Below are 23,066 nucleotides of genomic sequence, written 5' to 3'. Positions count from 1 at the left end.
GCTGCCGGGCATCGCCGGACAGTGGCGCATCCGCGAATGGGAATGGCGCGACTGCGGAGTCGAACTGTCATTGGAACGCGCCCTGCCGGCAGGAGCCGCGACGCCTCCGGCGCTCGCTTCCGACCCCGGACGCGGCAATCCCGCGCCCGATTTCCCTTCCGGCGAAACCCGCATCACCGCATTCGAACTGCCATTCGATCCGACCGCGGGCTCGCCCGACACGGTTCGCACGCTCGCCGCCGTCTCCTCGCCGGCCGCAGGATGGAACGGTGCCGCACTTTATGCCGACCGGGGCAACGGCGCTCTGCTGCCACTCGGCGCCAGTGGCCGAACGCGAGCAGTCATGGGCGCGGCATTGTCGACCCTGCCCCCTGCGATCCACTGCTCCTCGATCGCGGCAGCCAGCTTGAAGTCCAGCTCATCGATCCAGCTATGCAACTGGCGAGCATCGATACGTCCCTTCTCGGCGAGGGTGCGAACCTGGCGCTCGTCGGCGAGGAAATCGTCCAGTTCCTGTTCGCGACGCCGCTCGGCCAAGGACGCTGGCGGCTCGAAGGCCTGCTGCGCGGCCGTGGCGGCACCGAACACGCCATCGCGTCCCATGCTGAAGGAGAGGCATTCGTAATGATGGCTTCCGAACTGGCTGCTGTCGATACAGGAATGCTCGGCTCCGCTCCAAACCGGCAGGTCCTTGCGCTCGGGCGCGCGGATGCCGAACCGGTGGCTTCCCCGGTCCATCTCGCAGGCATCACCCTGCGCCCGCTTTCACCCGCCCATGGCCGCCGTATCATCTCGACCGACGGTTCATGGACGTTCACGTGGGCGCGCCGGGCACGCGGCGGCTGGTCATGGCGGGATGGCGTGGACGTGCCACTCGTCGAAGAGGCCGAACGCTACCTCGTGACCCTCGGGCCGCTCGATGCTCCCATAGCTTTTTGGACGACCGAAACACCGGAAATCCGCATCGAGGCGGCAGTCCTCGCCCGTTATTCCTCCAAAGCCGGCGCGATGTTCCAAGTTCGTCAACAGGGTACGCATGCGCTCTCGCTTCCCCTTTCGCTCGCCCCCTGGCCTGAACCGCTGCTCCCCGATCGACCTCACGGAGAACCTCCATGCCCGAACAGCTGAATTTCGCCGATTCCAGCCCGCGTTTCGCCCTCCCCTGCTTCATGCCGGTCAGGCGCAGAAAGAGATCTTCGTCAACGAAGCTCTCATGCTGAGTGATGCATTGATGCACTGCCTGGTGCTCGGCGAAGCAGACGCTCCACCGGAAAACCCCGTAGAAAACGACGCCTGGATAGTTGCTCAGGACGCAATCGGCGCGTGGGCGGGCCAGGAAGACTCCGTTGCGTTGCGTCGCGGCGCAGGCTGGGCGTTCGTCACACCTCGCGACGGCTTACGCGTTTTCGATGCATCACGCGGCGCCGAGATGCTGTTTTTCGGTTTCTGGAGAAAAGCTTCGCTCCCCGTGGAACCACTTGGAGGGACGAGTGTTGATGGGGAGGCTCGGACCGCGATCAGCGATCTGGTCTCGGCTCTCCAAGCCTTGGGTATTCTACCTTCGGATTGACGGGTGCAAGGAAACAGGGGTTTCAGGGGTGTTGCAGATTCTGGATAGTGAGGGCGCAACCACCTCCCAAGCTCCCGCAAACGCGACAAATTTGCAACAGTCGCGTTTAATGTGCGCTTGCACACGTAAAGCCAAGGGGTTAGACACTCTCGCACTCGGTGGCTCCAAATCTCTTTGTAGGGGAAACGTATGAGGAAACTCGTCCTTGGACTGGCGCTGGCTTCGACCGCCTTCGCCACTCCCGCGCTGGCGCGCGACAAGTCGTGGTATCTTGAACTCGATTTCGGCGGCATGATCGTCGAAGACGCTGACACTGTCGTCGACGGTACCAGCACCACGATCGACTTCAAGAAGGGCTTCGACGGCGGCGGCGTGCTCGGTTACGACTTCGGTCCGTTCCGTCTCGAAACCGAAGCCAGCTATCGCCAGGCTGCGATCAAGAACTCCGGCGGTGCTGACGTCAGCAACCTGTCGTTCATGGTCAACGGCCTTCTGGACTTCGGTCCGGACGACGGCCTTCAGGGCTTCGTCGGCGGCGGTGCCGGTGTCGCTCGCGTCCACGCTGACGTGATCGACGATTCGGACAGCGGCTTCGCATGGCAGGCAATCGCGGGCATCCGTGCTCCGATCAGCTCGCACTGGGATGTGGGTCTGAAGTATCGCTTCATGAACGTGTCGAACGTCGACCTGGTCGGCCCGGCCGGCGAGAACATCAGCACCCGCTGGCGTTCGCACTCGCTGCTCGGCACCCTGGCGTACAACTTCGGCGAACCGGCTGCTCCGCCGCCGCCCCCGCCGCCGCCCCCGCCGCCCCCGCCGCCGCCTCCTCCGCCCCCGCCGCCGGCTCCGGTCTGCAACAAGGGTCCGTACATCGTGTTCTTCGACTGGGATAAGTCGGACATCACGCCGGAAGCGTCGACCATTCTCGACAGCGCCGTCAGCGCCTACGCGAACTGCGACAGCGTGCCGATCATGCTGGCCGGCTACACCGACCGTTCGGGTACGCCGAAGTACAACATGGGCCTGTCGGAGCGTCGTAACGCTTCGGTCCGTTCGTACCTGACCAGCCACGGCATCCCCGACGGCTCGATCTCGAGCCAGGCGTTCGGTGAAGCCAACCCGCGCGTTCCGACTGCGGACGGCGTGCGCGAGCTTCAGAACCGTCGCGTCGAGATCACTTACGGTCCGGGTTCGGGCATGTAAGCGACCGGCAACGGTACAAGATCGGGGGTTGGAGCAATCCGGCCCCTTTTCTTTTGCCCGCGTTACGCGAGCCGCCTTCCCCTTCCAGACACGAAAAAGCCCGGCAAGATCGCTCGCCGGGCTTTCTTTTGTACGGGGCTTGAAGATCAGGCCGCGTAAGGCGTCGGATCGGTGAGCCCGGCTTCCTCGAAGCCACCCTTGCGCAGGCGGCAACTGTCGCACAGACCACAAGCACGCCCGTCCGGCTGGGGATCGTAGCACGACCAGCTCATGCCGGGATTGAGGCCCAGACGGTCCGTCTCCCGGGCGATGTCAGCCTTGCTCATGAACTGGAGCGGCGCATGGATGCGCAGCGTCTGCCCCTCATCCCCGGCCTTGGTCGCCAGCGTGGCGATGTTCTCGAATGCCGAGATGAATTCGGGGCGGCAATCGGGGTAGCCCGAGTAGTCCAGCGCGTTGACGCCGATGAAGATGTCGTTGGCGCCGATCGCCTCCGCCCAGGCCAGCGTCAGCGACAGGAACACGAGGTTGCGCGCGGGCACGTAAGTGACCGGAATGTCCTCGCCGACACCGTCCTTGGGCACGGCGATGTCGTCGGTCAGCGCCGAGCCGCCGAAGCGCCGCAGATCGAGCGGCAGTACCACATGACGCTGCGCCCCGACGAAGCTGGCGATCTCGGCCGCCGCGTCCAGTTCGCGCCGGTGCCGCTGGTTGTAGTCGATGGTCAGCGCATTGACCGCGAAGCCGCGTTCACGCGCGATACCGGCACAGACCATGGAATCGAGGCCGCCGGAAAGCAGCACCACGGCCTGCGGAGCAGCCGAGCCCGGCTGCGGAGTTGTCTCTTCATGCATGACTGCCCCGCTACGCCCCTGACGCCGGGACGACAACGATCAAATGCGCAAGGTCTTCGGCAGACTCAGCTGCGGCAATCGCCCGTGCGCCGCCCTTCGGCGGAAAACGCGAAAGGCAGGCCGTTGACGATGCCCTGGCTGTCGATCTGCACCAGGCCATCGGTCTCGCGCCGGATCTGCGTGCGGCCATAGCCCTGTCCGCGACAAGTATACTGCACGGTGACCTGATCGGCCTTGTCCTCGACCACGACAGTGCTGCACGGTGCACCCGGATGGCGCAGCTGGATCAGCCGACGTCCACTGTCGAGGCAGATGTTGCGCACCGGACCACCGCGCTCGCGCAGTTCCCAGCCACCGTGCGCCAATGCATCGAGCATGCCCAGTGACTGCTGCTGCGCGTAAGCCGGCAGCGCTGCCGCTACACAGGCGGCCAGTCCAAACACCGCAAGAGAAGACTTCGAAAACATTCCGTCGCACCCTGAAAACGTCCCGCCGCTTACAACATCGGCAGGGGCGCCCCGGATTTCAAGTCACCCATAGGTGTGGCGAGAGTATGACGCTCGCTTGTGCTACTCAGGCCGGGACGCGCAGCACCTTGGAACAGAACGCGCAATCGACCGGGATGTGCCCATCGTCGTCGCGCATGTCCTCCAGCTGATCCTCGGGGAACTTGGACAGAATCGAGAGATAATGCTCGACAGTGCAGCGACAGCCACGGCTCAGCGGCAGCAGCGGCTCGACGCGCACTTCGCTTTCCTCGTGGAACAGGCGCCACGCCAGTTCCTCCAGCGTCAGCACCGGATCGACCAGTTCGGCGGCCTGCACCGTTCCCGACAGGATCGCGACGTGCTCCCAGTCCGGGTGGTCTTCCTGGACGTGCAGGCGCTCACGCCCTTCCTCGCCGTCCGGGAAATGCTGCACGAGCATGCCGCCCGCCACGCAGCGCGGCCCGTTCGAGCGGACCGCGATACGGATCAGCGTCGGCAGCTGCTCCGACTGCGCGAAATAGCTCTCGCAGGCATGCGCCAGCGACGCCCCTCCAGCGGTACGATGCCCTGATAGCGCTCGCCGCTGGTCGCGAGATCGAAAGTGATCGCCAGGAAGCCCTTGCCGAACATCGTCTCGAGCGAGCATTCCTCCTCCAGCGCCCCGACCATCGCGGGGTCGTGGCGCAAGTAGCCGCGCAGTTCCCCGTTGCGATAGTCACAGACCAGCAGGTCCACCGCGCCGCCCTCGGCCTGCGCCTGGAACGTCAGCTGGGCGTTCTCGTCCTTGAGCAGCGAACCCATCAGCGCAGTCAGCACCAGCGCCTCGGCCAGCACATGCTTGACCACCTTGGGATAGTCGTGCGCCGAAAGCACCGTCTCAAGCACCGGGCCAAGCCGCACCATGCGCCCGCGCACGTGGCGCGCGGGCACGGTGAAGGCGAGCACCCGGTCGAAGCCGGTATCGTCGCGCAGCAGGTCGTCTTCGATCACAGCTTGCCCAGCGCCCAGAGCAGGACCGACTTCTGACCGTGGATGCGGTTCTCGGCTTCGTCCCACACCGCCGACTGCGGACCGTCCATGACCTCGTCGGTCACTTCCTCATTGCGATGCGCGGGCAGGCAGTGGAGGAAGGTCGCCTCGGGGCGGGCGGCGGCCATCAACGCGGCATTGACCTGGTAGGGCTGCATCGCGGCGACGTGCACTTCGCCGCCCGGCTGGCCCATCGAAACCCAGGTGTCGGTGACGACGACCTGCGCCCCGGCCACAGCCTCACGCGGGTCGTTGGTGAGGATGACTTCGCCCCCGGCCTCGCGGCAGCGCGCGATGAAACCGGCGTCCGGCTCGTAGCCCGCCGGGCCGCCGATGCGGATGGTGAACTTCATCAGCCCCGCCGCCTCGATCAGCGAGTTGGCGACATTGTTGCCGTCGCCCAGCCACGCGAGCTGGAGGCCAGGCAGCGCATGGCCGTGCTCCACGATCGTCAGCAGGTCGGCGACGATCTGGCACGGGTGCGACAGGTCGGTCAGGCCGTTGATGACGGGGACGTCGGCGTAGTGGGCCAGTTCCTCGATCTTGGCGTGGTCGTCGGTGCGAATCATGATCGCGTCGACCATGCGGCTGAGAACGCGGGCGGTGTCAGCGATCGATTCGCCGCGACCGATCTGCGTGGAACCTGCCTCCAGGATCAGCGCCGAGCCGCCAAGCTGGCGCATCGCCATGTCGAACGAGACGCGGGTGCGGGTGGAGTTCTTCTCGAAGATCATCGCGAGCGTGTGCCCGGCAAGCGGCGCATCGGCGTCGGCACGGCCCTTGGCCCAGCCCGCACGCGCTGCCTTCCGGTCGATCGCGTCGTTGATCATGGCGGCGAGGGTATCGCCGCCCGCATCGGACAGACTCAGGAAATCCTTCATCACACGCTCGCTTCGATCTTGTAGTCCGCCGCTGCGGCGGAGAGCTTTTCCATGAACTCGTCGATGTGGCTGTCGTCGATGACGAGCGGGGGCAGCACGCGCACCACGTTGTCGCCCGCCGAGACGGTGAGCAGCCCGTGGTTGTCGCGCATGTGCGCTACGAAAGCGCGCGGCTCGACCTTCATCTTGAGGCCGATGAACAGGCCGCGCCCGCGCACCAGTTCGAAGAGATCGGGATAGTTGCCGATGAACTGTTCGAGGCGGGCCTTGATCCGCTCGCCCTTGGCGCGCACGTCCGCGAGGAAAGCCTCGTCCGGGATCACGTCGAGGATCGCGCCGATCGCCGCCATGGCGAAGGGGTTGCCGCCGTACGTCGAGCCATGCGTGCCCGCGACCATGCCGCGCGCCGCCTTCTCGGTGGCGAGGCAGGCGCCGACCGGGAAGCCGCCTCCGATGCCCTTGGCGGTCGCCATGATGTCCGGCTCGATGCCGTACTGCTCATAGGCGAAGAAAGTCCCGGCGCGCCCGACGCCGCTCTGCACTTCGTCGAGGATCAGCATGAGGTCATGCTCGTCGCACAGCGCGCGCAGGCCCTGCAGGAATTCGTCGGTGGCGATGCGGATGCCGCCTTCACCCTGGATCGGCTCGACCATGAAGCCCGCCGTGTTCGGACCGATCGCGGCCTTCGCAGCCTCCAGATCGTTGAATTCGACGTACTTGAAGCCGGGCAGCAGGGGCAGGAAGCCCTTGTGCATCTTCTCTTGGCTGGAAGCGCTGATCGTGGCCATCGTGCGGCCGTGGAAAGCCTGGTTGAAGGTGATCAGCTCGTACTTCTGTTCGTTGCCGACCGACTGGTGATAGGCGCGCGCGGTCTTCATCGCGCACTCCACCGCCTCGGCGCCCGAATTGGTGAAGAACACCGTGTCCGCGAACGTCAGGTCGACGAGGCGCTTCGCCACGGCCTCACCCTGCGGGCTGCCGTAGAGGTTGGAGACGTGCATCAGCGTCTCGGCCTGCTTCTGGATCGCGCCGACGAGGCCGGGATGCGAATGGCCGAGCGCGTTGACCGCGATGCCGCTGGCAAAATCGAGGAAACGGCGACCGTCCTCGCTGATGAGATGGCAGTGTTCGCCGCGAACGGGACGCACGCCGCACCGGGGATATACGGGCATCAGCGGGGTAATGGACATGTCGGCATTCCTTGCAGAATCGAGCCCCCAGAACGCGGGTCTTGGCGGGCCTTAGAGAAATCTCGCTTTGAAGATCGCAAACGACAAATGGCGGCCCTACCGGACCGCCATTTGCGCGCGTTTAGATGTTTGCAGCCTCCGGGTCAAACGTCCTTAAGGAGTTCTGGCCCGGAGGAGTGCAGGCAGGATCAACCCTGACGCGGCTGCAGGTTGACCGCCGAGTACTTGCCTCGTCGATCGACCTCGATGTCGAACTCAACCTGATCGCCTTCGTTGAGACCGGACATGCCCGAGCGCTCAACCGCACTGATGTGCACGAATGCGTCCGGCTGGCCGTCATCACGGGTGATGAAGCCGAAGCCCTTCATGGAGTTGAAGAACTTGACAGTGCCGGTGGCCTTCTCCCCGGTGAGCTGGCGCTGCGGCGCCGGCTCGCGCTTGGCGACGGGGATCACATCGCCAACGACCACGAGGTCGGTTGCCGATACCTTGCCACCGCGATCGACGAGCTGGAATTCGAGCTGCTGGCCTTCGGCCAGACCTTCGAGGCCGGCGCGCTCGACCGAGCTGATGTGCACGAACACATCGTCGCCGCCTTCGTCGCGCTGGATGAAGCCGAAGCCCTTGGCTGCGTTGAAGAACTTTACGACGCCCTTGCCCTGGCCGACGACCTGTGCAGGCATGCCGCCACCGCCGCCGCCGCCACGGCCGCCGAAGCCGCCGCCACCACCGCCGCCGAAGCCGCCGCCACGGTTGCCACCGCCGAAGCCGCCACCGCCGCCGCCGAAGCCGCCGCGATCACCGCCGCCGAAGCCGCCACCAGCGCCGAAACGGTCGCCGCCACCGAAGCCGCCGCCGCCGAAGCCGCCGCGATCACCGCCGCCGAAGCGATCTCCGCCACCAGCGTAGAACGGATCGAACTCGTCTTCTCCGCCCCGCTTATTGTCGCGTCCCCTTCCGCGACGACCTCTATCAAAACCCATGTCTACTAGCGTACCTTCGCTGCGCCCCAGAAGTATTCGTCAGGCGGGCGGACGATCCACGCCAAACGTCAGGCAAGCGGCCGGGCTAAGGCCCGACCCTCTCCTGCGAACATGACTCTTACACGACTCCAAACGCGATGGCGAACGGAAATGCGAGGTCTTTGCAGTGCTTCACGACGAATTAGCGGTTTTTAAGCGACGAATGGGCTTGCCTCAACGCTCCGAAGCGTCTTGAAGGCCGGTTTCCGGCACCACCCGGCCGCTCCACTACGGGAGAATGCGCAGATGTTCCGTCAGATTACCGAGACCGTCTTCGCCAGCCCGCAGATCGACGCCGCCATGGTTGCGGAGGCCAAGGCGCTCGGAATCGTCCGCATCGTCAACAACCGCCCCGAAGGCGAGAGCGAGGACCAGACCCCCGGCGACGCCATCGAGGCCGCAGCCCGGGAAGCGGGTATCGACTACGTCGCGATTCCCGTGACTCATGCCGGGTTCAGCCAGGCACAGGTCGATGCGATGGAACAAGCGCTCGACATCGAGGGGCCGGTGCTCGCCTATTGCCGCTCGGGCACGCGGTCGACACTGCTGTGGGCGCTGGCCCGCGCCAAGGCCGGTGACAGCCCGGCGGTGATCGCCTCGAAGGCAGCCGGTGCGGGTTATGACGTCAGCCCGGTGCGCCAGTTGATCGAGATGCTGTCCGCCGGACGATAAGCCGAATACGCCCGCACGGACGGGCCATGATCAGGGCGCTACCAACAACTAGAGCGCGTCGTCACCCTGTTCGCCAGTGCGGATTCGCACGGCGCGGTCGAGGGAAACACGAAGATCTTGCCATCGCCGATCTCGTCGTTGTTGGCGTGCGCGCGGATGATCTCGACGATGCGCGGCGCCATCTCGTCGGTCACCGCGATCTCAAGCCGTAGCTTGGGCAACATGCTCGAGGTATATTCGGCCCCGCGGTAAACTTCGGTCTGCCCTTTCTGGCGACCGTGCCCGCTGACTTCCGAAACCGTCAGGCCGGACACGCCGGAAGCAGCCAGCGCCTCCTTCACTTCGGTGAACTTGAACGGCTTGATGATGGCCGTGACGTACTTCATGCGCGTTCCCCCACTCGTCACCCCGCAGGCGCAGCATCCCACAAGTCGCATGCATAAAAAGGGGCCGGAGCGGCTGGCTCCGGCCCTTTGAAGGTTGTGTTCGCAGGAGGAACATCGGTTGGCGACGACGGGAGGGAGGAGAGGAGGAAGTTCCCGCCGCCGCCAAACTGGAGATTCTTAGTTGTAGGCGCGCTCGCCATGCTCGCCGATGTCGAGGCCATCGGCTTCGACTTCGGGAGTGACGCGCAGGCCGGTGACTGCCTTGGCGATGAAGATCGCGATCACGGTGCCGACGGTCGCGAGGACCACGGTGGCGAGGACCGCCTCGATCTGGATCACCAGTTGCGTACCGATGGCGAAGTCCGCCTTGCCGGGGCCGCCGAGCGACGGGGCATAGACGATGCCGGTGCCGATGGCGCCGACGATGCCGCCGATGCCGTGGACGCCGAATGCGTCGAGCGCGTCGTCATAGCCGAGCATCGGCTTGAGCTTGCTGACCGCGAAGAAGCAGATGATCGAAGCCACGGCGCCCAGCACGATCGCGCCGAACGGGCCCGAGTTGCCGGCAGCCGGGGTGACCGCGACGAGACCGGCGACGACGCCCGAGCAGAAGCCCAGGGCCGAACCCTTGTGACCCGCCAGACGCTCCGCGAGCATCCAGAACAGACCGGCCGAAGCGGTGGCGACGAAAGTGTTGATCATGGCGAGCGAAGCCGCGCCGTTGGCCGAGAGCGCCGAACCGGCGTTGAAACCGAACCAGCCCACCCACAGCAGGCCGGTGCCGACCATGGTCAGCGTCAGCGAGTGCGGCGGCATCGGCTCGGCCGGGAAGCCCTTGCGCTTGCCGAGGATGATAGCGGCGACCAGCGCCGAGACACCGGCGTTGATGTGGACGACGGTGCCGCCCGCATAGTCGAGCGCACCGAGGCCGAAGAAGTAACCGGTCGGTGCCCAGACCATGTGCGCGATCGGGAAGTACACGATCGTCAGCCACACGGCCGCGAAGACCATGACCGCCGAGAACTTGATACGCTCGACCGTGGAACCCAGGACCAGCGCGACGGTGATCGCGGCGAAGGTCATCTGGAAGCAGGCGAAGACGTATTCGGGGATGGTGCCCGAAACCGAATCGGGGGTGACGCCCGCGAGGAACGCCTTGCCGAAGCCGGCGACGAAGGCATTACCGCCCTCACCGAAGGCCATCGAATAGCCGTACATGACCCAGATAAGCATGGCGAGCGAAGCCGCGGCGCCGATCTGCGTCATCGTCGAGAGCATGTTCTTCGAGCGGGTCAGGCCGCCGTAGAACAGCGCGAGGCCGGGGAGGATCATCAGGAAGACGAGGACGGTCGAGGTCATCATCCAGGCGGTGTCGCCCTTGTCGACAGTCGGCGTCGCGTCCTGTGCGAAGGCGGCGGTGGAGACGGCAAGCGACGTGAGTGTCGCACCAATTCCACCGAAAATCTTGCGGTTCATCATGAAAGCTCCCCTCAGAGCGCGGTGTCGCCAGCCTCGCCGGTGCGGATGCGCACGGCCGAAGCGAGGTCCAGGACGAAGATCTTGCCATCACCGATGGCCTCGGTGCTTGCGACCTGCTGGATCGTCTCGACGATCTTGGGCGCCAGATCGTCAGGCGCGGCGACCTCGATCTTCACCTTGGGCAGCATGTTGGTCGAATATTCGGCGCCGCGGTAGATCTCCGTCTGACCCTTCTGGCGGCCGAAGCCCTTCACTTCCGAGACGGTCATGCCCGCGACGCCGATACCCCCAAGGGCCTCGCGAACCTCGTCCAGCTTGAAGGGCTTGATGATGGCTATGATGAACTTCATGCCTATCCCCTGTTAGCAACCGGCCCCAGCGCCGGTTAACCGAGACTAAGCAAGGGGCATGCCAATTTACCAACTGGCAAGAATCGGTGCCGATTCAACAGGCGGATAAACCGCAGGTCGCGCAAGGAGCACGCCGCGCCGCTCGATTCATGGGCAGTTGCCTAAATTTTAGGCAACGCGAGCGAGGCAAAGACGGGCAGATGGTCAGACCCTATCGCCGACAACGGACTGTGGTGCACACGGGTTCCCAGGACTTCCCACTCGGTGGACACGATGATCCGGTCGAGCAACGCCATCGGTCGCCGCGATGGAAAGCTGCGGCCCGGCGCCAGCACCTGCCAGCCCGCACCGAACTCCCGAAGGCAGCCGCCCCGCTGCGCCCATTCATTGAGGTCGCCCATCATCACGGTGGGCACACGCTCGGCGCATTCGGCGCAGTGCGACAGCACCGAGCGGACCTGATGCCGCCGCCGGATGCCGGAAAGGTCGAGATGCATGCCCACCACCCGCAGGCGCCGGCCCTCCACCAAGAGATCCGCCCGCACCGCGCCGCGCGGCTCCAGCACCGGCAGCGGCACCGGCGCCGCCTCGACGAGATCGATGCCCTTGCGCACGAGGATCGCGTTGCCATGCCAGCCCAGACTGTCGGGCTTCATCGACATGGGGACGGCGACGTAATCGGTCGCGGCATGAATCGCCTCGAGCGGCAACACGGCCATGCGGCGGCCGTAGCGGCGATCGACTTCCTGCAGCGCGACGACGTCGGCGTCGATCTCCTTGAGCACGGTGAGGATGCGCTCGGGATCGCGCCGCCGGTCGAGGCCGACGGCCTTGTGGATGTTGTAGCTGGCGAAAGTGATCTGCAAGAAACGGCTCCGGCGGGTGGCCTGTGTAGCAATCCGCCGGAACGCCGTCAGGTTCCTTCACGCACCATTGTGGTGCGGTTAGGTGCCGTTGAGTGCCATTGTGTGCCTCTCAGCGTTCCTTGGTAGCGCTGAAAGTCAGTTCGGGGTTGCGCTCCTGCTGATAGCCGACATCCCAGGCCGAGCGAGCCATGAACACAGGATCGCCGTCCCGGTCCTTGGCGAGGTTCATCTTGTTGAAATCAGCGAAATCCCTGAGCGCCTTGTCGTCGCCCTTGAGCCAGCGGGCGGTGTCGAACGGCGAGCCTTCCAGAACGGCCTCGACCTTGTACTCGGCCTCCAGACGGCTGATCAGCACGTCGAGCTGCAACTGGCCGACGACGCCGACGATCCACTGCGAGCCGATCTCCGGGTAGAACACCTGAATGACGCCCTCTTCCGACAAGTCGTCGAGCGCCTTGCGCAACTGCTTGGTCTTGGTCGGGTCCTTGAGCGCAACGCGGCGCAGGATTTCCGGCGCGAAGTTGGGCAGGCCGACGAAGCGCACGTCGTTCTTCTCGGACAGCGTATCGCCCACGCGCAAGGTGCCGTGGTTGGGGATGCCGATGATGTCGCCGGGCTCCGCATTGTCCGCAATCTCGCGGTCCTGTGCGAAGAACAGGATCGGCGAGTGCACCGCGATCGGCTTGCCGAGGCCCGAGGGCGTCAGCTTCATGCCGCGCTTGAAGGTGCCCGAAACGAGCCGCATGAAGGCGATGCGGTCGCGGTGCATGGGGTCCATGTTGGCCTGCACCTTGAAGATGAAGCCGGTCACTTCCTTGTTGTCAGGCTCGATCGTGCCCTGGTCCGAGGGCTGCGGGCGCGGCGGAGGAGCATGGCGCGAGATCGCGTCGATCAGTTCCATGACGCCGAAATTCTTGAGCGCCGAGCCGAAGTACACCGGCGTCAGGTCGCCCGCGCGGTAGGCTTCGACGTTGAATTCCGGATAGCCGGCCTGCGCCAGTTCCAGTTCCTCTGCGACGGCCTCCGGCAGCGCCGCACCCTTGTCGATCTTGCCGAGAAATTCCTTGGAGGCGCCCTCGGGGCGGCTGATGCCGCCGCTGGCGAGGTCGAGGATGCCCTCGAACACGCCGCCCATGCCGACCGGCCAGGACATCGGGCACACGTCGAGCGCCAGCATGTCCGCCACTTCGTCGAGCAGGTCGAAGCAGGCGCGGCCTTCGCGGTCCACCTTGTTGATGAAGGTGATGATCGGCACCGAACGCAGGCGGCAGACCTCGAACAGCTTGCGGGTCTGCGGCTCGATACCCTTGGCCGCGTCGATCACCATGATCGCCGAATCGACCGCGGTGAGCGTGCGGTAGGTGTCTTCCGAGAAGTCCTCGTGACCCGGCGTGTCGAGCAGGTTGAAAGTGATGCCGTCGCGCTCGAAGGTCATGACCGAACTGGTCACGGAAATGCCGCGCTGCTGCTCGATCTTCATCCAGTCCGAGCGTGCACGCCGCGCCGCGCCGCGCGCCTTGACTTGCCCCGCAAGGTGAATCGCCCCCCTGCAGCAGCAACTTCTCGGTCAGCGTGGTCTTGCCCGCGTCAGGATGCGAGATGATCGCGAAAGTACGGCGGGACTGGTGGGGCGAAGTGCTCATCGGCGCGCTTTAATTGCGTAGGGCCAAGAAGGAAAGTCCCGGCGCCAAAGCACCGACGGCAGACGATCTCAATGACGGTTGGCCTGTCGCCTCTATCCGCTAAGGATAAACATGACTGCGGCGTGGCGGTCTGCACAAGGACAAGAGCGAGAATGACCAAGCCGACGCCAGCCCTCAATCATCGGTTCGATTCCAGCATTCTCCGCGAATACGACATTCGCGGTATCTTCGGCAAAACACTCTTCGAAGAGGACGCCTACGCACTTGGCCGCGCCTTCGGGTCAGTCATTGGGAACACCGGTGCGATTGCCGTGGGACGCGACGGACGCATAAGCTCGCCAGTTCTCGAGACCGCGCTGGTAGAAGGTCTCGCCGACGCGGGAGTGAATGTCATTCGCGTCGGTCTTGGCCCGACACCGATGCTCTATTTCGCTGAAGCCTCAATTCCAGAGGTGAACGGCGGCATTCAAGTAACTGGCAGCCACAATCCCGCCGATCACAACGGCTTCAAGTTGGTACTTGCGGGAGCGCCTTTTTCGGGGCGGATATTATCCGGATCGGAAGCATCCTCGCCACGGGCGGCTGCCCGCGCGCAAACATTCGAGGCCGCATCGAAAACCGTAATATCCTCCCAACCTACGTCAGCCAACTGCTCGAAGGACTGGCCGGATGCGATAGATGCTCGCTTGACCGGCTGCGGATCGGTTGGGATGCAGGCAACGGAGCGGCCGGACCGGCGCTGGAACGTCTGCTGTCGCAATTGCCGGGCGAACACCATCTGCTTTTCTCCGAGGTGGACGGGCGGTTTCCCAATCACCACCCTGATCCAACGATCGACGCCAATCTCGCAGACTTGCGGGAACTGGTCGTGGCGAAGAACCTCGACTTCGGACTAGCTTTCGATGGCGATGCTGACCGAATCGGTGTCGTGGACAGCTTGGGCCGGGTACTGGACGCGGATCGACTGCTGCTCATCTTTGCGCGTGACCTGTTGCTCCGCCACCCCGGCACAAGCGTGATTGCAGACGTCAAGGCATCGCGCACGGTCTTCGATGGCGTCCGTGCCATGGGCGGCCGCGTTGAGATGGCCCCGGCGGGTCACTCGCACATCAAGGCTCGAATGAAGCGAACCGGCGCCTTGCTGGGCGGCGAGACCAGCGGCCACTTCTTCTTCGCCGACGATTGGTTCGGCTTCGACGACGGGCTCTACGCGGCAATCCGTATCATCGCAGCTGCGGCCCGCCTCGGATCGAGCATAACCGCGCTCCACGACGCGACGCCCGCTCTGATCAGTACTCCGGAACTGCGCTTCCCGGCGGACGAGGCACACAAGTTCGCGGTCGTCGAGGACGTCGTACGAAGGCTCACGGAAGCGGGAGTACAAGTCGAGCTGATCGATGGCGCGCGTGTCGATACACCGGATGGCTGGTGGCTGCTGCGGGCATCGAACACTCAGGCAGCCCTGACCGCGCGAGCCGAAAGCGATACGCCTGAAGGCCTGCTGCGCCTGCTGGCGCAAATCGACGATCAGCTTGCTGCCTCAGGGCTTTCCCGGATGATGGTGGAATAGATCAACGGAGACCGTGAAACTGCATCCGCTGCGGTGCTTTTAACCCATAGTGCAGATATGCTTTTCCAGATGCGCGCAATAGCAACACCCGCCGGGCAGATACCTCCAGAGATCGCCGAATGGTTCGACTCGCGAGGATGGTGTGTACGCAGCCACCAACAGGCGATGCTTGCGGCCGCGGATCGAGGGAAGCATGCGCTGCTCGTTGCGGATACCGGTGCAGGCAAGACCCTCTCCGGGTTCCTGCCTACGCTGGCCGCATTCTGTCCCTCGCGGCTCGGCTCAGAAAAACCGGCTGACGGCCTGCACACGCTGTACGTGTCCCCGCTCAAGGCACTGGCCACCGACGTCCAGCGCAATCTACTCACGCCGGTCGAAGAGATGGGGCTGGCGATCCGCATCGAAACGCGCAGTGGCGACACGCCGTCGGACCGCAAGGCCCGGCAGCGCGCGCGGCCACCACATATCCTCCTGACTACACCCGAATCGCTATCGCTACTGCTTAGCTATCCGGAGGCGCCCAGCCTCTTCGCTAGGCTCCAACGCATCGTAGTCGACGAGGTCCATGCCTTCGCGACCGGCAAGCGCGGCGACCTCCTCGCATTGGCCCTCACGCGGCTGCAGGCGATAGCGCCGGGCCTCCGGCGTGCGGCGCTATCCGCCACTCTGGCCGATCCCGACGAGTATCGCGGCTGGTTGGCTCCATGGGGCGACATCGATAGTGTCGAACTGGTCGAGGGCGAGCCAGGCGCCGAACCCCAGGTCGAAATCCTGCTCCCCCGCGAAGAGCGTATTCCGTGGAGCGGCCATGCCGCGACTTGGGCCATTCCGCAACTGATCGAACAGATCAAGGCGCACCGCACGACTCTCGTCTTCACCAACACGCGCTTCCTAGCAGAGTACATCTTCCAGGAATTGTGGGACGCTAACGAAGACAACCTGCCGATCGGCATCCACCACGGCTCGCTCTCACGCGAGGCACGCCGCAAGGTCGAGGCGGCCATGACTGACGGGAAACTGCGGGCACTGGTCTGCACTGCCAGCCTCGATCTGGGCATAGACTGGGGCGACATCGATCTCGTCGTGCAAATGGGAGCGCCCAAGGGATCTTCGCGTCTGCTGCAGCGAATTGGCCGTGCCAACCACCGGCTCGACAGTCCCAGCGAGGCAGTGCTGGTGCCTGGCAACCGCTTCGAATTCCTCGAGGCCTTTGCCGCACAACAGGCCGTGCGCGAAGGACAGCGCGACGGCGACGCCTTCCGTCCGGGCGGGCTCGACGTGCTTGCCCAGCATGTGATGGCAATGGCCTGCGCGGGACCGTTCCAAGAGGAAGCCCTGCTGCGCGAGGTTCGCTCCTCGCTCAGCTATGCCTGGGTGGACGAGACGATCTTCCACCGTGTGCTGGAATTCGTTGCGACTGGCGGCTACGCGCTGCGCTCGTACGACCGCTTCCGCCGCATCGTCCGCGAGAAGGACGGGATATGGCGGCTCACACATCCCGAGCACGCCGCCCGCCACCGCCTCAATGCCGGAATCATCGTCGATGCAGAGATGCTCGATGTGCGCTTCCGTAACGGGCGATCGCTGGGCAAAGTCGAGGAAGGTTTCGGGGCCAGCCTTGAGCCCGGCGACACCTTTCGCTTTGCAGGGATGGACCTTGAGGTCGAATCGCTAAAGGAACTGGAACTGGTAGTCCGCGCAGCAAAGCGCTCGGCGACGATTCCCAGCTACATGGGCCAGCGCATGCCGATCTCGACGCACCTCGCCGATCGGGTGCGCGCGATGCTTTCGGATCGGGCGGGATGGGCGCGATTTCCGGACGACGTGCGCGAGTGGCTGGAAGTGCAGGACTGGCGATCGCATTTGCCCGCCCCCGGTCGGCTGCTGGTCGAAAGCTTCCCCACCGCAATCTCGCGTATACGAGCTATTATACATTCGAGGGCTGGAACGCGAACCAATCGCTCGGGATGCTGATCACCAGGCGCATGGAAGATCGCAGGCTAAACCCGCTGGGTTTCGTGGCTACGGACTACACTCTTGTGGTCTGGGGCCTGAAGGCGGTGGACGATCCTGCTTCGCTGCTTTCCCCCGACATCCTGACGCATGAGTTCGTCGACTGGGTGCAGCAATCCTACCTGCTCCGGCGCGCATTTCGCGAAGTGGCGTTGATCTCGGGCCTCGTCGAACGCCAGCAGCCCGGCAAGCGCAAGTCAGGCCGACAGGTCACTTTCTCCACCGACCTGATCTACGATGTACTCCGCAAATACGAGCCCGATCACCTGCTGATAGAGGCTGCGTGGGCCGACGCTCGCGCACGGATGACCGACGTGGCCCGCATTGCCGACGTACTCGACCGTGCGGCACGCGAAATCGATCACGTGGTGCTTGACCGGATCAGCCCGTTGTCAGTGCCGGCGCTCTCAATGATCGGTCGCGAAAGCCTGCCTTCGGGGGCAGCGGACGACGACTTGCTACTAGAGGCGGAAAGCCTGGCCTCGGTTGCGATGCGGATTGATTCGGGCAACGAGGATTGAGGGCAAACAAAAAGGGGCGGATTGCTCCGCCCCTTTGGGTGCCCCTTGCGGGACCAGTTTTTGAACGACCGGCTTACTTGCCGAAAGTCGCGAACTGTTCGTTGCCGACGAAGCCGAACTTCGTGACCTGCGAAGCCTTGATGACCTCAAGAACCTGTGCCGACAGCTCGTAGCTGGCTTGCGGCTCGGGCTGGAACTGAAGTTCCGGCTCGGGGGTCATGCGGGTCGTGGCTTCGAGCGTCTGGACCAGACGCCCCTGATCGATCTGGGTCCCGTTCCACATGACCTTGCTGTCCTGAGTCAGCACGATCTTGTTCTTGACGGGGTCGATCGGAGGCGGAGTGTCCGTCGGAGGGGTCGCGACGGGCAGATCGATATCGATCGAGTGCGTCGCAACCGGGATGGACATGATGAACATGATGAGGAGGCAGAGCATGACGTCGATCAACGGCGTCGTGTTCATCTCCATCATCGGCTCGCCATCAGACTTGCCTGCTGACATTGCCATGAGATGTTACTCCTGTTCCCGCGCGTCAGTTAGGATCGATCGGGTTGGTGATGAAGCCAACCGTCGGATAACCCGAAATCTGGACGTTGTAGATCGCACCGGCGACGCAACGCCAAGGCGATTCGACGTCACCACGAATGTGGACCTGCGGGATGAGATCCGGGTTTGCCATGAGGGCCTGCGGACCACCTTCGCGCTTCACGATCGCGTCAAGACGCTTGAAGGCCTGGTCGCGCAGTTCCTCGGAAGTCACCGGCGTCACGTTGTTGATGTAGATGCGGCATTCACCGCCGCGGTTCGCACCCTGGAAACCGGGTTCGCCCGCGCTCTTGCCCGAAGCATCGGTGGTCGAAACGGTAAGGAGGAGATTCTCCACCTTGTCCTTCGACTCCTGCGCTACGATGACGGGAATGCGCAGCTTCTCGATCGTCTGGATCGCGACCGGAACCGCGATCAGGAAGATGATGAGCAGCACCAGCATGACGTCGACGAGCGGCGTCGTGTTGATGTCGGACATCGGTGTCTCTGCACCGCCTCCGCCCGTGGATATCGCCATAGTCTTATCCTAATCCTTGCGTTGCCTGGGGTCGGCAGCGACTTCTCGCATGCTTCGAGCCGCCGCCTTCTTCTTGACCCCGACGGGGGCGGACCGGGCCAATGAGCCGATCCGCTTCGTTCCCCGTGCTCTTACGGCTTGGCGGGAGCGGCAGCCGGCTTGGCGGGAGCCGGAGCAGCCTTGGCCGCGACAGCGACGGTCGGCTTGATGGCACCCTTCGAGTTGATGTTCGCGAGAATGTCGTTCGAGAAGCCGGTCAGCAGTTCTGCAATGCGCTTGTTGCGCGACTGCAGGTAGTTGTAGGCAAGCACGGCGGGAACGGCGACGAGCAGACCGAGCGCGGTCATGATCAGCGCTTCACCGACCGGACCCGCGACCTTGTCGATCGAGGCCGAACCGGCGAGACCGATCGCGATCAGTGCGCGGTAGATGCCGACGACGGTACCGAACAGACCGATGAACGGCGAGGTCGCACCGACAGTGGCGAGGAAGGGCAGGCCGCCGGAGAGGCGAGCGTTGATGGTCGCTTCCGAACGCGACAGCGAGCCGTGCAGCCAGTCGTGGGCTTCGAGCGAGTCGGTCATCTTCGAGTGCTGGTCTTCAGCGGCGATGCCGTCTTCGACGAGCTGGCGCCATGCGCTGTTCTTCTCGAGCTTGGCAGCGCCTTCACGCAGGGTCGGAGCCTTCCAGAAGGTCGTGCGGATGGTGCCGAACTGGCGCAGGATCTTCGACTGCTCGAACCACTTGGTGAACAGGATATAGAACGAACCGAAGGACATGATGCCCAGGATGATCACGGTCGCGTAAGCGATGAAACCGCCCTGCTGAAGCGCTTCGGCGAAGCCGAACTTGTTCTGCGGCGCGCCCGCGGCGGCAAGGATGTCAACGATAAGCATGCGAGTTACCTCTCAAGAAGAATGCAGGATGTGATCGGAGCGGTCGAATTACCCAATGACCCGAACCGATCCCTTGGAGATTAGTTGAGCTTGTACACGATCGCGGTCGAGTACGACGACGAGATCGGGTTGCCGTCCGCATCGAGCGCCGGGTCGAAGCGCGCATAGCGCTGCATACCGTCGCAAGCGGCCTCATCCAGATCCGGGCTGCCGCTCGAAGCGGAAACGGAACAGGCCGAAACCTTACCGTCGCCACCGACAGTCACGCGAACACCGACGCGGCCTTCGCGCTCTTCACGAGCAGCGCGGGTCGGGTAGTTCGACTGAATGCGGGCGGCCCAGCTGCCCTGGCCCTTCGGCTTGACGCCACGAGCCTTCGACGGACCGGGCGGCGGCGGCGGCGGAGCCGGCGGCGGCGCTGCGGTCTGGATCACCACCGGCGGAGCCGGGGTGGGGTGATCACAGTCTGCACCGGCGGCGGGGCCGGGGCGATGTTGATCGGCGGCGGCGGCGCCACGATAGGCGGCGGCGGCGTATCTTCCTTCGGAGGAGGCGGCGGTGGCTCTTCCTCCTTGGGCTTTTCCTCCTTGATATCCACGGTGGTCACCTTGTTGATGACCTTCTTCGCCGCCTCATAGGCCAAGCCGGTGACGAGCGCATAGCCGACGAAGACATGGATCAAGGCGACAATGACAAGAGCAACAACCTTGTTGGTGCTCATCTGCTGGTCAGCGTAAGCCATTCAGACGCATCACTCCATTACCAAGCCCCGGACAAAAATTCCCGGAAGAACATGCCCAAGGGCGCCCATGGACTCCCCCGGAAAGAGGGAACCCATGACGAAACTCCAAATTACCCACCCTGACGGCTAACAGTCTGCCCATCCGACGACAATACGAAACGGGAGGCGAACCGAGGAGCTTTTGCTGTTTTTGCCCCATTTTGCAGGCTTCTTAACGTTGAAGCCCACCCCGCGCAACGCCTTATCGGCCCAGCGGGGGTTAACGCACGATTCATGCCCGGTTAGCTCAAATTGATCCAGTCCAATTTTGAGTTGTCCGCACTCATTGACTATAAGCCATCGCATTTCCACGGAGATTATCGTCCATGCCGCTGATTTCGCGCCCCCTTGCAGCGGCCCTGGCGTGTGCCTATCTCGCATTCGCGCCCCCTGCGGCGAGCGCTCAGGGGCCGCTCGAGACGCCCGGTGAAGTCACTTATGCCGACATCGCCGACCTAGCTGATTCGGCAGGTCTGGTGGTCCAGGCCCAGATCGTTAAAATGACCCGCATCGATAATGAACGGGCTCGCGGTCTCACTCCGGGACATGGACGCTTCTATATAGAGGCCCGCACCAGAGCTCTGCTGGTGGGCAAGGCGCCGCTCGGCGAATCGGTCACCTACCTCGTCGACCTCCCGCTCGACGGCAAAGGCAAGGCGCCCAAGCTGAAGAAGCAGGTCGTGTTCCTGTTCGCACGCGCCGTGCCGGGCCGTCCCGGCGAACTTCAACTCGTCTGGCCGACCGCACAGCAGATTTCCACGCCTGCGCGCGAGGCACGGCTCCGTTCAATTCTCCAGGCCCTCGTCGCGCCCGATGCCCCCGCGAAGATCACCGGCGTGCGCGAGATGCTTTTCGTTCCCGGCAATCTCGCGGGACAGGGGAGACCCAGATCTTCCTCAACACCCACGACAATTCGGCCGCCTCGATCACGGTGAAGCACGAACAAGGACAGGCCCCGGCCTGGGGTGTTTCGTTCTCCGAGCTTGTCGCCGACCTCGGGCACCCGCCGGAGCCGGACACGCTCGAGTGGTATCGTCTCGCCTGCTTCCTGCCCCGAACACCGCCTGCCGGCGCCAATGTCTCGGGCAGCTTCGCCGAACAGCAGCAGGCTCTTGCGGACTACCGCATGGTCCTGAGCCAGCTCGGACCCTGCACGCGGACACTTAAGTGACACCGCGATAGGCGTTCGTGCTGGAATTTGACGCCCGCCTGCCTTAGTGCGCGCTCCCGAACAAGGAGCTAGCATGGCCGAACCGCTGAATATCGCGCTTGCCGGACTGGGAACCGTCGGCACCGGCGTCGTCCGTCTCATCGAGACCAATGCGGAGCTGATCGCCCGCCGCGCTCGCCGTCCGATCCGCATCGCCGCCGTCAGCGCGCGCGACCGCACCAAGGATCGCGGCGTCGACCTTTCGCGCTACGACTGGGTGGACGATACCGCCGCCCTCGCCGCGCGGGGCGACGTCGATGTGGTGGTGGAGATGGTCGGCGGCTCGGACGGCCCGGCCCTCGCCCTCGCCCGCAACTCGATTGCGGGGGCAAGAGCCTCGTCACCGCCAACAAGGCGATGATCGCGCATCACGGGCTGGAACTGGCCGCCGCCGCCGAGGCGAAGGGCGTCGCGCTCAAGTTCGAGGCGGCCGTCGCGGGCGGCATCCCGGTCATCAAGGGCCTGTCCGAAGGCGCCGCCGCCAACGCCATCGAGCGCGTCTACGGCATCCTCAACGGCACCTGCAACTACATCCTCTCGACCATGGAGGACACCGGCGCGGACTTCGGCGACGTTCTCGCCGAAGCGCAGCGGCTTGGCTATGCCGAGGCCGATCCGACCTTCGACATTGAGGGCATCGACGCCGCGCACAAGCTGTCGATCCTCGCCGCCATCGCCTTCGGTTCGCAGCTTCGCTTCGACGCGGTGGAGACGATGGGCATCAGCCGCGTCAAGGCCGCCGACATCGAGCAGGCCCGCTCGCTCGGCTACGTCATCCGCCTGCTCGGCATGGCCGGTGTCGATCTTGCGAGCGGCACTCCCCGGCTGTTCCAGCGCGTGCGTCCGCACCTGGTGCCGATCGACCACCCGCTCGCCCATGTCGACGGGGCGACCAACGCGGTCGTGGCCGAAGGCAACTTCATGGGCCGCCTGCTGTTCCAGGGCGCAGGCGCCGGAGACGGCCCAACCGCTAGCGCGGTCGTTGCCGACATCATCGACATCGCGCGCGGTGAAAAGGGCGCGGCATTCTCGATGCCCGCGGGCGAACTGGAAGCGATGGAACCGGCGGAATCCGGGCACCGCGTCGGCAGTTCCTACATCCGCTTCACCGTGCCGGACCGCCCGGGCGTGCTGGCCGACATCACCGCCGCCATGCGCGATGCGGGCGTCTCGATCGAGAGCCTGATCCAGAAGGGCGATCCCGATCAGGACGGCGAGGTCATCCTGGCGGTCGTCACGCATCCGGGGCCGGAGAGCGCCGTCACCGAGGCGATGCGCATTCTCGACGGGTCGGACAGCCTGACCGCGAAGCCGCTGGTGATGCAGATCATCGGGGCCTGAGATGGCCCGGGGGGATGCCTCTTCGGAGGCATTCTTC

At 64.5% G+C, this 23,066-nt stretch carries 17 protein-coding genes and 8 pseudogenes; 10 read left to right on the top strand and 15 right to left on the bottom strand.

The genetic code is table 11. The features are described 5' to 3' along the window. Positions 1-36: 36 nt before the first annotated feature. The 4 genes and pseudogenes from KZO24_RS17475 to KZO24_RS17460 all read left to right on the top strand — a co-directional run. A pseudogene (locus KZO24_RS17475) lies at positions 37-564 on the top strand (GTA baseplate fiber-binding domain-containing protein); the annotation flags it as partial. 60 nt (positions 565-624) lie between these two features. Further along, on the top strand, positions 625-1,128 hold the full coding sequence (locus KZO24_RS17470) for a hypothetical protein (RefSeq protein ID WP_486487210.1): 504 nt from the start codon (positions 625-627) through the stop codon (positions 1,126-1,128). 85 nt (positions 1,129-1,213) lie between these two features. Next, positions 1,214-1,570: a DUF2793 domain-containing protein gene (locus KZO24_RS17465; protein ID WP_486487191.1), complete on the top strand. Its 357-nt coding sequence runs from the start codon at positions 1,214-1,216 to the stop codon at positions 1,568-1,570. Positions 1,571-1,759: 189 nt separating this feature from the next. Then, positions 1,760-2,773, top strand: coding sequence for an OmpA family protein (locus KZO24_RS17460; RefSeq protein ID WP_271180803.1), 1,014 nt, complete (start codon positions 1,760-1,762; stop codon positions 2,771-2,773). 146 nt (positions 2,774-2,919) lie between these two features. On the opposite strand, the gene queC is transcribed toward KZO24_RS17460, so the two are convergent. From queC to KZO24_RS17430, 6 genes and pseudogenes are all read right to left on the bottom strand, one after another. Further along, positions 2,920-3,627, bottom strand: coding sequence for a 7-cyano-7-deazaguanine synthase QueC (gene queC, locus KZO24_RS17455; RefSeq protein ID WP_271180802.1), 708 nt, complete (start codon positions 3,625-3,627; stop codon positions 2,920-2,922). Between the two features lie 65 nt (positions 3,628-3,692). Next, positions 3,693-4,094 (bottom strand): DUF3617 domain-containing protein, encoded by a 402-nt coding sequence (locus KZO24_RS17450; RefSeq protein ID WP_036529925.1) that lies wholly within the window; start codon positions 4,092-4,094, stop codon positions 3,693-3,695. A gap of 106 nt (positions 4,095-4,200) precedes the next feature. Further along, a pseudogene (gene hslO, locus KZO24_RS17445) lies at positions 4,201-5,105 on the bottom strand (Hsp33 family molecular chaperone HslO). Next, the gene (gene argF / locus KZO24_RS17440) at positions 5,102-6,025 is read right to left on the bottom strand and encodes an ornithine carbamoyltransferase (protein WP_370424831.1); all 924 of its coding nucleotides are present in this window, start codon (positions 6,023-6,025) and stop codon (positions 5,102-5,104) included. Before argF ends, hslO begins: the two are co-directional and overlap by 4 nt. Next, positions 6,025-7,215 (bottom strand): aspartate aminotransferase family protein, encoded by a 1,191-nt coding sequence (locus tag KZO24_RS17435; protein WP_271180799.1) that lies wholly within the window; start codon positions 7,213-7,215, stop codon positions 6,025-6,027. Before KZO24_RS17435 ends, argF begins: the two co-directional genes overlap by 1 nt. A gap of 188 nt (positions 7,216-7,403) precedes the next feature. Beyond that, positions 7,404-8,198 carry a cold-shock protein gene (locus KZO24_RS17430; RefSeq protein ID WP_486486676.1) on the bottom strand — a complete coding sequence of 265 codons (795 nt, stop codon included), beginning with the start codon at positions 8,196-8,198 and terminating at the stop codon, positions 7,404-7,406. A gap of 285 nt (positions 8,199-8,483) precedes the next feature. Between KZO24_RS17430 and KZO24_RS17425 the strand changes: the two genes are divergently transcribed. Next, positions 8,484-8,909, top strand: a complete 426-nt coding sequence (locus tag KZO24_RS17425; protein WP_271180797.1) for a protein tyrosine phosphatase family protein — start codon at positions 8,484-8,486, stop codon at positions 8,907-8,909. A gap of 48 nt (positions 8,910-8,957) precedes the next feature. On the opposite strand, the pseudogene KZO24_RS17420 reads toward KZO24_RS17425, so the two are convergent. The 5 genes and pseudogenes from KZO24_RS17420 to KZO24_RS17400 form a co-directional block, all read right to left on the bottom strand. Next, a pseudogene (locus tag KZO24_RS17420) lies at positions 8,958-9,295 on the bottom strand (P-II family nitrogen regulator). Between the two features lie 177 nt (positions 9,296-9,472). Then, complete coding sequence (locus tag KZO24_RS17415) at positions 9,473-10,771, bottom strand: ammonium transporter (RefSeq protein WP_271180795.1); 1,299 nt, start codon at positions 10,769-10,771, stop codon at positions 9,473-9,475. Positions 10,772-10,785: 14 nt separating this feature from the next. Then, positions 10,786-11,124 carry a P-II family nitrogen regulator gene (locus tag KZO24_RS17410; protein ID WP_008832047.1) on the bottom strand — a complete coding sequence of 113 codons (339 nt, stop codon included), beginning with the start codon at positions 11,122-11,124 and terminating at the stop codon, positions 10,786-10,788. A gap of 161 nt (positions 11,125-11,285) precedes the next feature. Further along, entirely contained in the window at positions 11,286-11,990 is a 705-nt protein-coding gene (locus KZO24_RS17405; RefSeq protein WP_271180794.1) for an endonuclease/exonuclease/phosphatase family protein, read from the bottom strand. A gap of 109 nt (positions 11,991-12,099) precedes the next feature. Continuing rightward, positions 12,100-13,633, bottom strand: a pseudogene (locus tag KZO24_RS17400) (peptide chain release factor 3). Positions 13,634-13,785: 152 nt separating this feature from the next. Between KZO24_RS17400 and pgmG the strand changes: the two are divergent. Both pgmG and KZO24_RS17390 read left to right on the top strand, forming a co-directional pair. Then, positions 13,786-15,203: pseudogene (pgmG, locus tag KZO24_RS17395) on the top strand (phosphoglucomutase/phosphomannomutase PgmG). Between the two features lie 57 nt (positions 15,204-15,260). Further along, a pseudogene (locus KZO24_RS17390) lies at positions 15,261-17,737 on the top strand (ligase-associated DNA damage response DEXH box helicase). A 73-nt stretch (positions 17,738-17,810) separates the two neighbouring features. On the opposite strand, the gene KZO24_RS17385 reads toward KZO24_RS17390, so the two are convergent. From KZO24_RS17385 to KZO24_RS17370, 4 genes and pseudogenes are all read right to left on the bottom strand, one after another. Continuing rightward, positions 17,811-18,245, bottom strand: coding sequence for an ExbD/TolR family protein (locus KZO24_RS17385; protein ID WP_271180790.1), 435 nt, complete (start codon positions 18,243-18,245; stop codon positions 17,811-17,813). Positions 18,246-18,270: 25 nt separating this feature from the next. Continuing rightward, complete coding sequence (locus KZO24_RS17380) at positions 18,271-18,801, bottom strand: ExbD/TolR family protein (RefSeq protein ID WP_008829624.1); 531 nt, start codon at positions 18,799-18,801, stop codon at positions 18,271-18,273. Positions 18,802-18,932: 131 nt separating this feature from the next. After that, on the bottom strand, positions 18,933-19,697 hold the full coding sequence (locus KZO24_RS17375) for a MotA/TolQ/ExbB proton channel family protein (protein ID WP_271180789.1): 765 nt from the start codon (positions 19,695-19,697) through the stop codon (positions 18,933-18,935). Positions 19,698-19,777: 80 nt separating this feature from the next. Further along, positions 19,778-20,439, bottom strand: a pseudogene (locus KZO24_RS17370) (TonB family protein). Positions 20,440-20,804: 365 nt separating this feature from the next. On the opposite strand from KZO24_RS17370, the gene KZO24_RS17365 reads away from it, so the two are divergent. The 3 genes and pseudogenes from KZO24_RS17365 (at position 20,805) to KZO24_RS17355 (ending at position 23,029) form a co-directional block, all read left to right on the top strand. Continuing rightward, complete coding sequence (locus tag KZO24_RS17365) at positions 20,805-21,413, top strand: hypothetical protein (protein ID WP_486486675.1); 609 nt, start codon at positions 20,805-20,807, stop codon at positions 21,411-21,413. Further along, positions 21,410-21,649: a hypothetical protein gene (locus KZO24_RS17360; RefSeq protein WP_486486674.1), complete on the top strand. Its 240-nt coding sequence runs from the start codon at positions 21,410-21,412 to the stop codon at positions 21,647-21,649. Before KZO24_RS17365 ends, KZO24_RS17360 begins: the two co-directional genes overlap by 4 nt. 73 nt (positions 21,650-21,722) lie before the next feature. Further along, a pseudogene (locus KZO24_RS17355) lies at positions 21,723-23,029 on the top strand (homoserine dehydrogenase). Positions 23,030-23,066: the final 37 nt, after the last annotated feature.

Source organism: Novosphingobium sp. NFX11 (genome assembly GCF_057376415.1).
This window is presented reverse-complemented; position numbering and strand designations above follow the sequence as displayed.

Excerpts from the sequence above, each read along its gene's own strand:
- KZO24_RS17450 (WP_036529925.1), bottom strand. The coding sequence starts at position 4,094 with ATGTTTTCGAAGTCTTCTCTTGCGGTGTTTGGACTGGCCGCCTGTGTA.
- KZO24_RS17385 (WP_271180790.1), bottom strand. The coding sequence starts at position 18,245 with ATGGCAATGTCAGCAGGCAAGTCTGATGGCGAGCCGATGATGGAGATG.
- queC (WP_271180802.1), bottom strand. The coding sequence starts at position 3,627 with ATGCATGAAGAGACAACTCCGCAGCCGGGCTCGGCTGCTCCGCAGGCC.
- KZO24_RS17430 (WP_486486676.1), bottom strand. The coding sequence starts at position 8,198 with ATGGGTTTTGATAGAGGTCGTCGCGGAAGGGGACGCGACAATAAGCGG.
- KZO24_RS17460 (WP_271180803.1), top strand. The coding sequence starts at position 1,760 with ATGAGGAAACTCGTCCTTGGACTGGCGCTGGCTTCGACCGCCTTCGCC.
- KZO24_RS17410 (WP_008832047.1), bottom strand. The coding sequence starts at position 11,124 with ATGAAGTTCATCATAGCCATCATCAAGCCCTTCAAGCTGGACGAGGTT.
- argF (WP_370424831.1), bottom strand. The coding sequence starts at position 6,025 with ATGAAGGATTTCCTGAGTCTGTCCGATGCGGGCGGCGATACCCTCGCC.
- KZO24_RS17470 (WP_486487210.1), top strand. The coding sequence starts at position 625 with ATGATGGCTTCCGAACTGGCTGCTGTCGATACAGGAATGCTCGGCTCC.
- KZO24_RS17375 (WP_271180789.1), bottom strand. The coding sequence starts at position 19,697 with ATGCTTATCGTTGACATCCTTGCCGCCGCGGGCGCGCCGCAGAACAAG.
- KZO24_RS17415 (WP_271180795.1), bottom strand. The coding sequence starts at position 10,771 with ATGAACCGCAAGATTTTCGGTGGAATTGGTGCGACACTCACGTCGCTT.
- KZO24_RS17425 (WP_271180797.1), top strand. The coding sequence starts at position 8,484 with ATGTTCCGTCAGATTACCGAGACCGTCTTCGCCAGCCCGCAGATCGAC.
- KZO24_RS17380 (WP_008829624.1), bottom strand. The coding sequence starts at position 18,801 with ATGGCGATATCCACGGGCGGAGGCGGTGCAGAGACACCGATGTCCGAC.
- KZO24_RS17435 (WP_271180799.1), bottom strand. The coding sequence starts at position 7,215 with ATGTCCATTACCCCGCTGATGCCCGTATATCCCCGGTGCGGCGTGCGT.
- KZO24_RS17365 (WP_486486675.1), top strand. The coding sequence starts at position 20,805 with ATGCCGCTGATTTCGCGCCCCCTTGCAGCGGCCCTGGCGTGTGCCTAT.
- KZO24_RS17465 (WP_486487191.1), top strand. The coding sequence starts at position 1,214 with ATGCTGAGTGATGCATTGATGCACTGCCTGGTGCTCGGCGAAGCAGAC.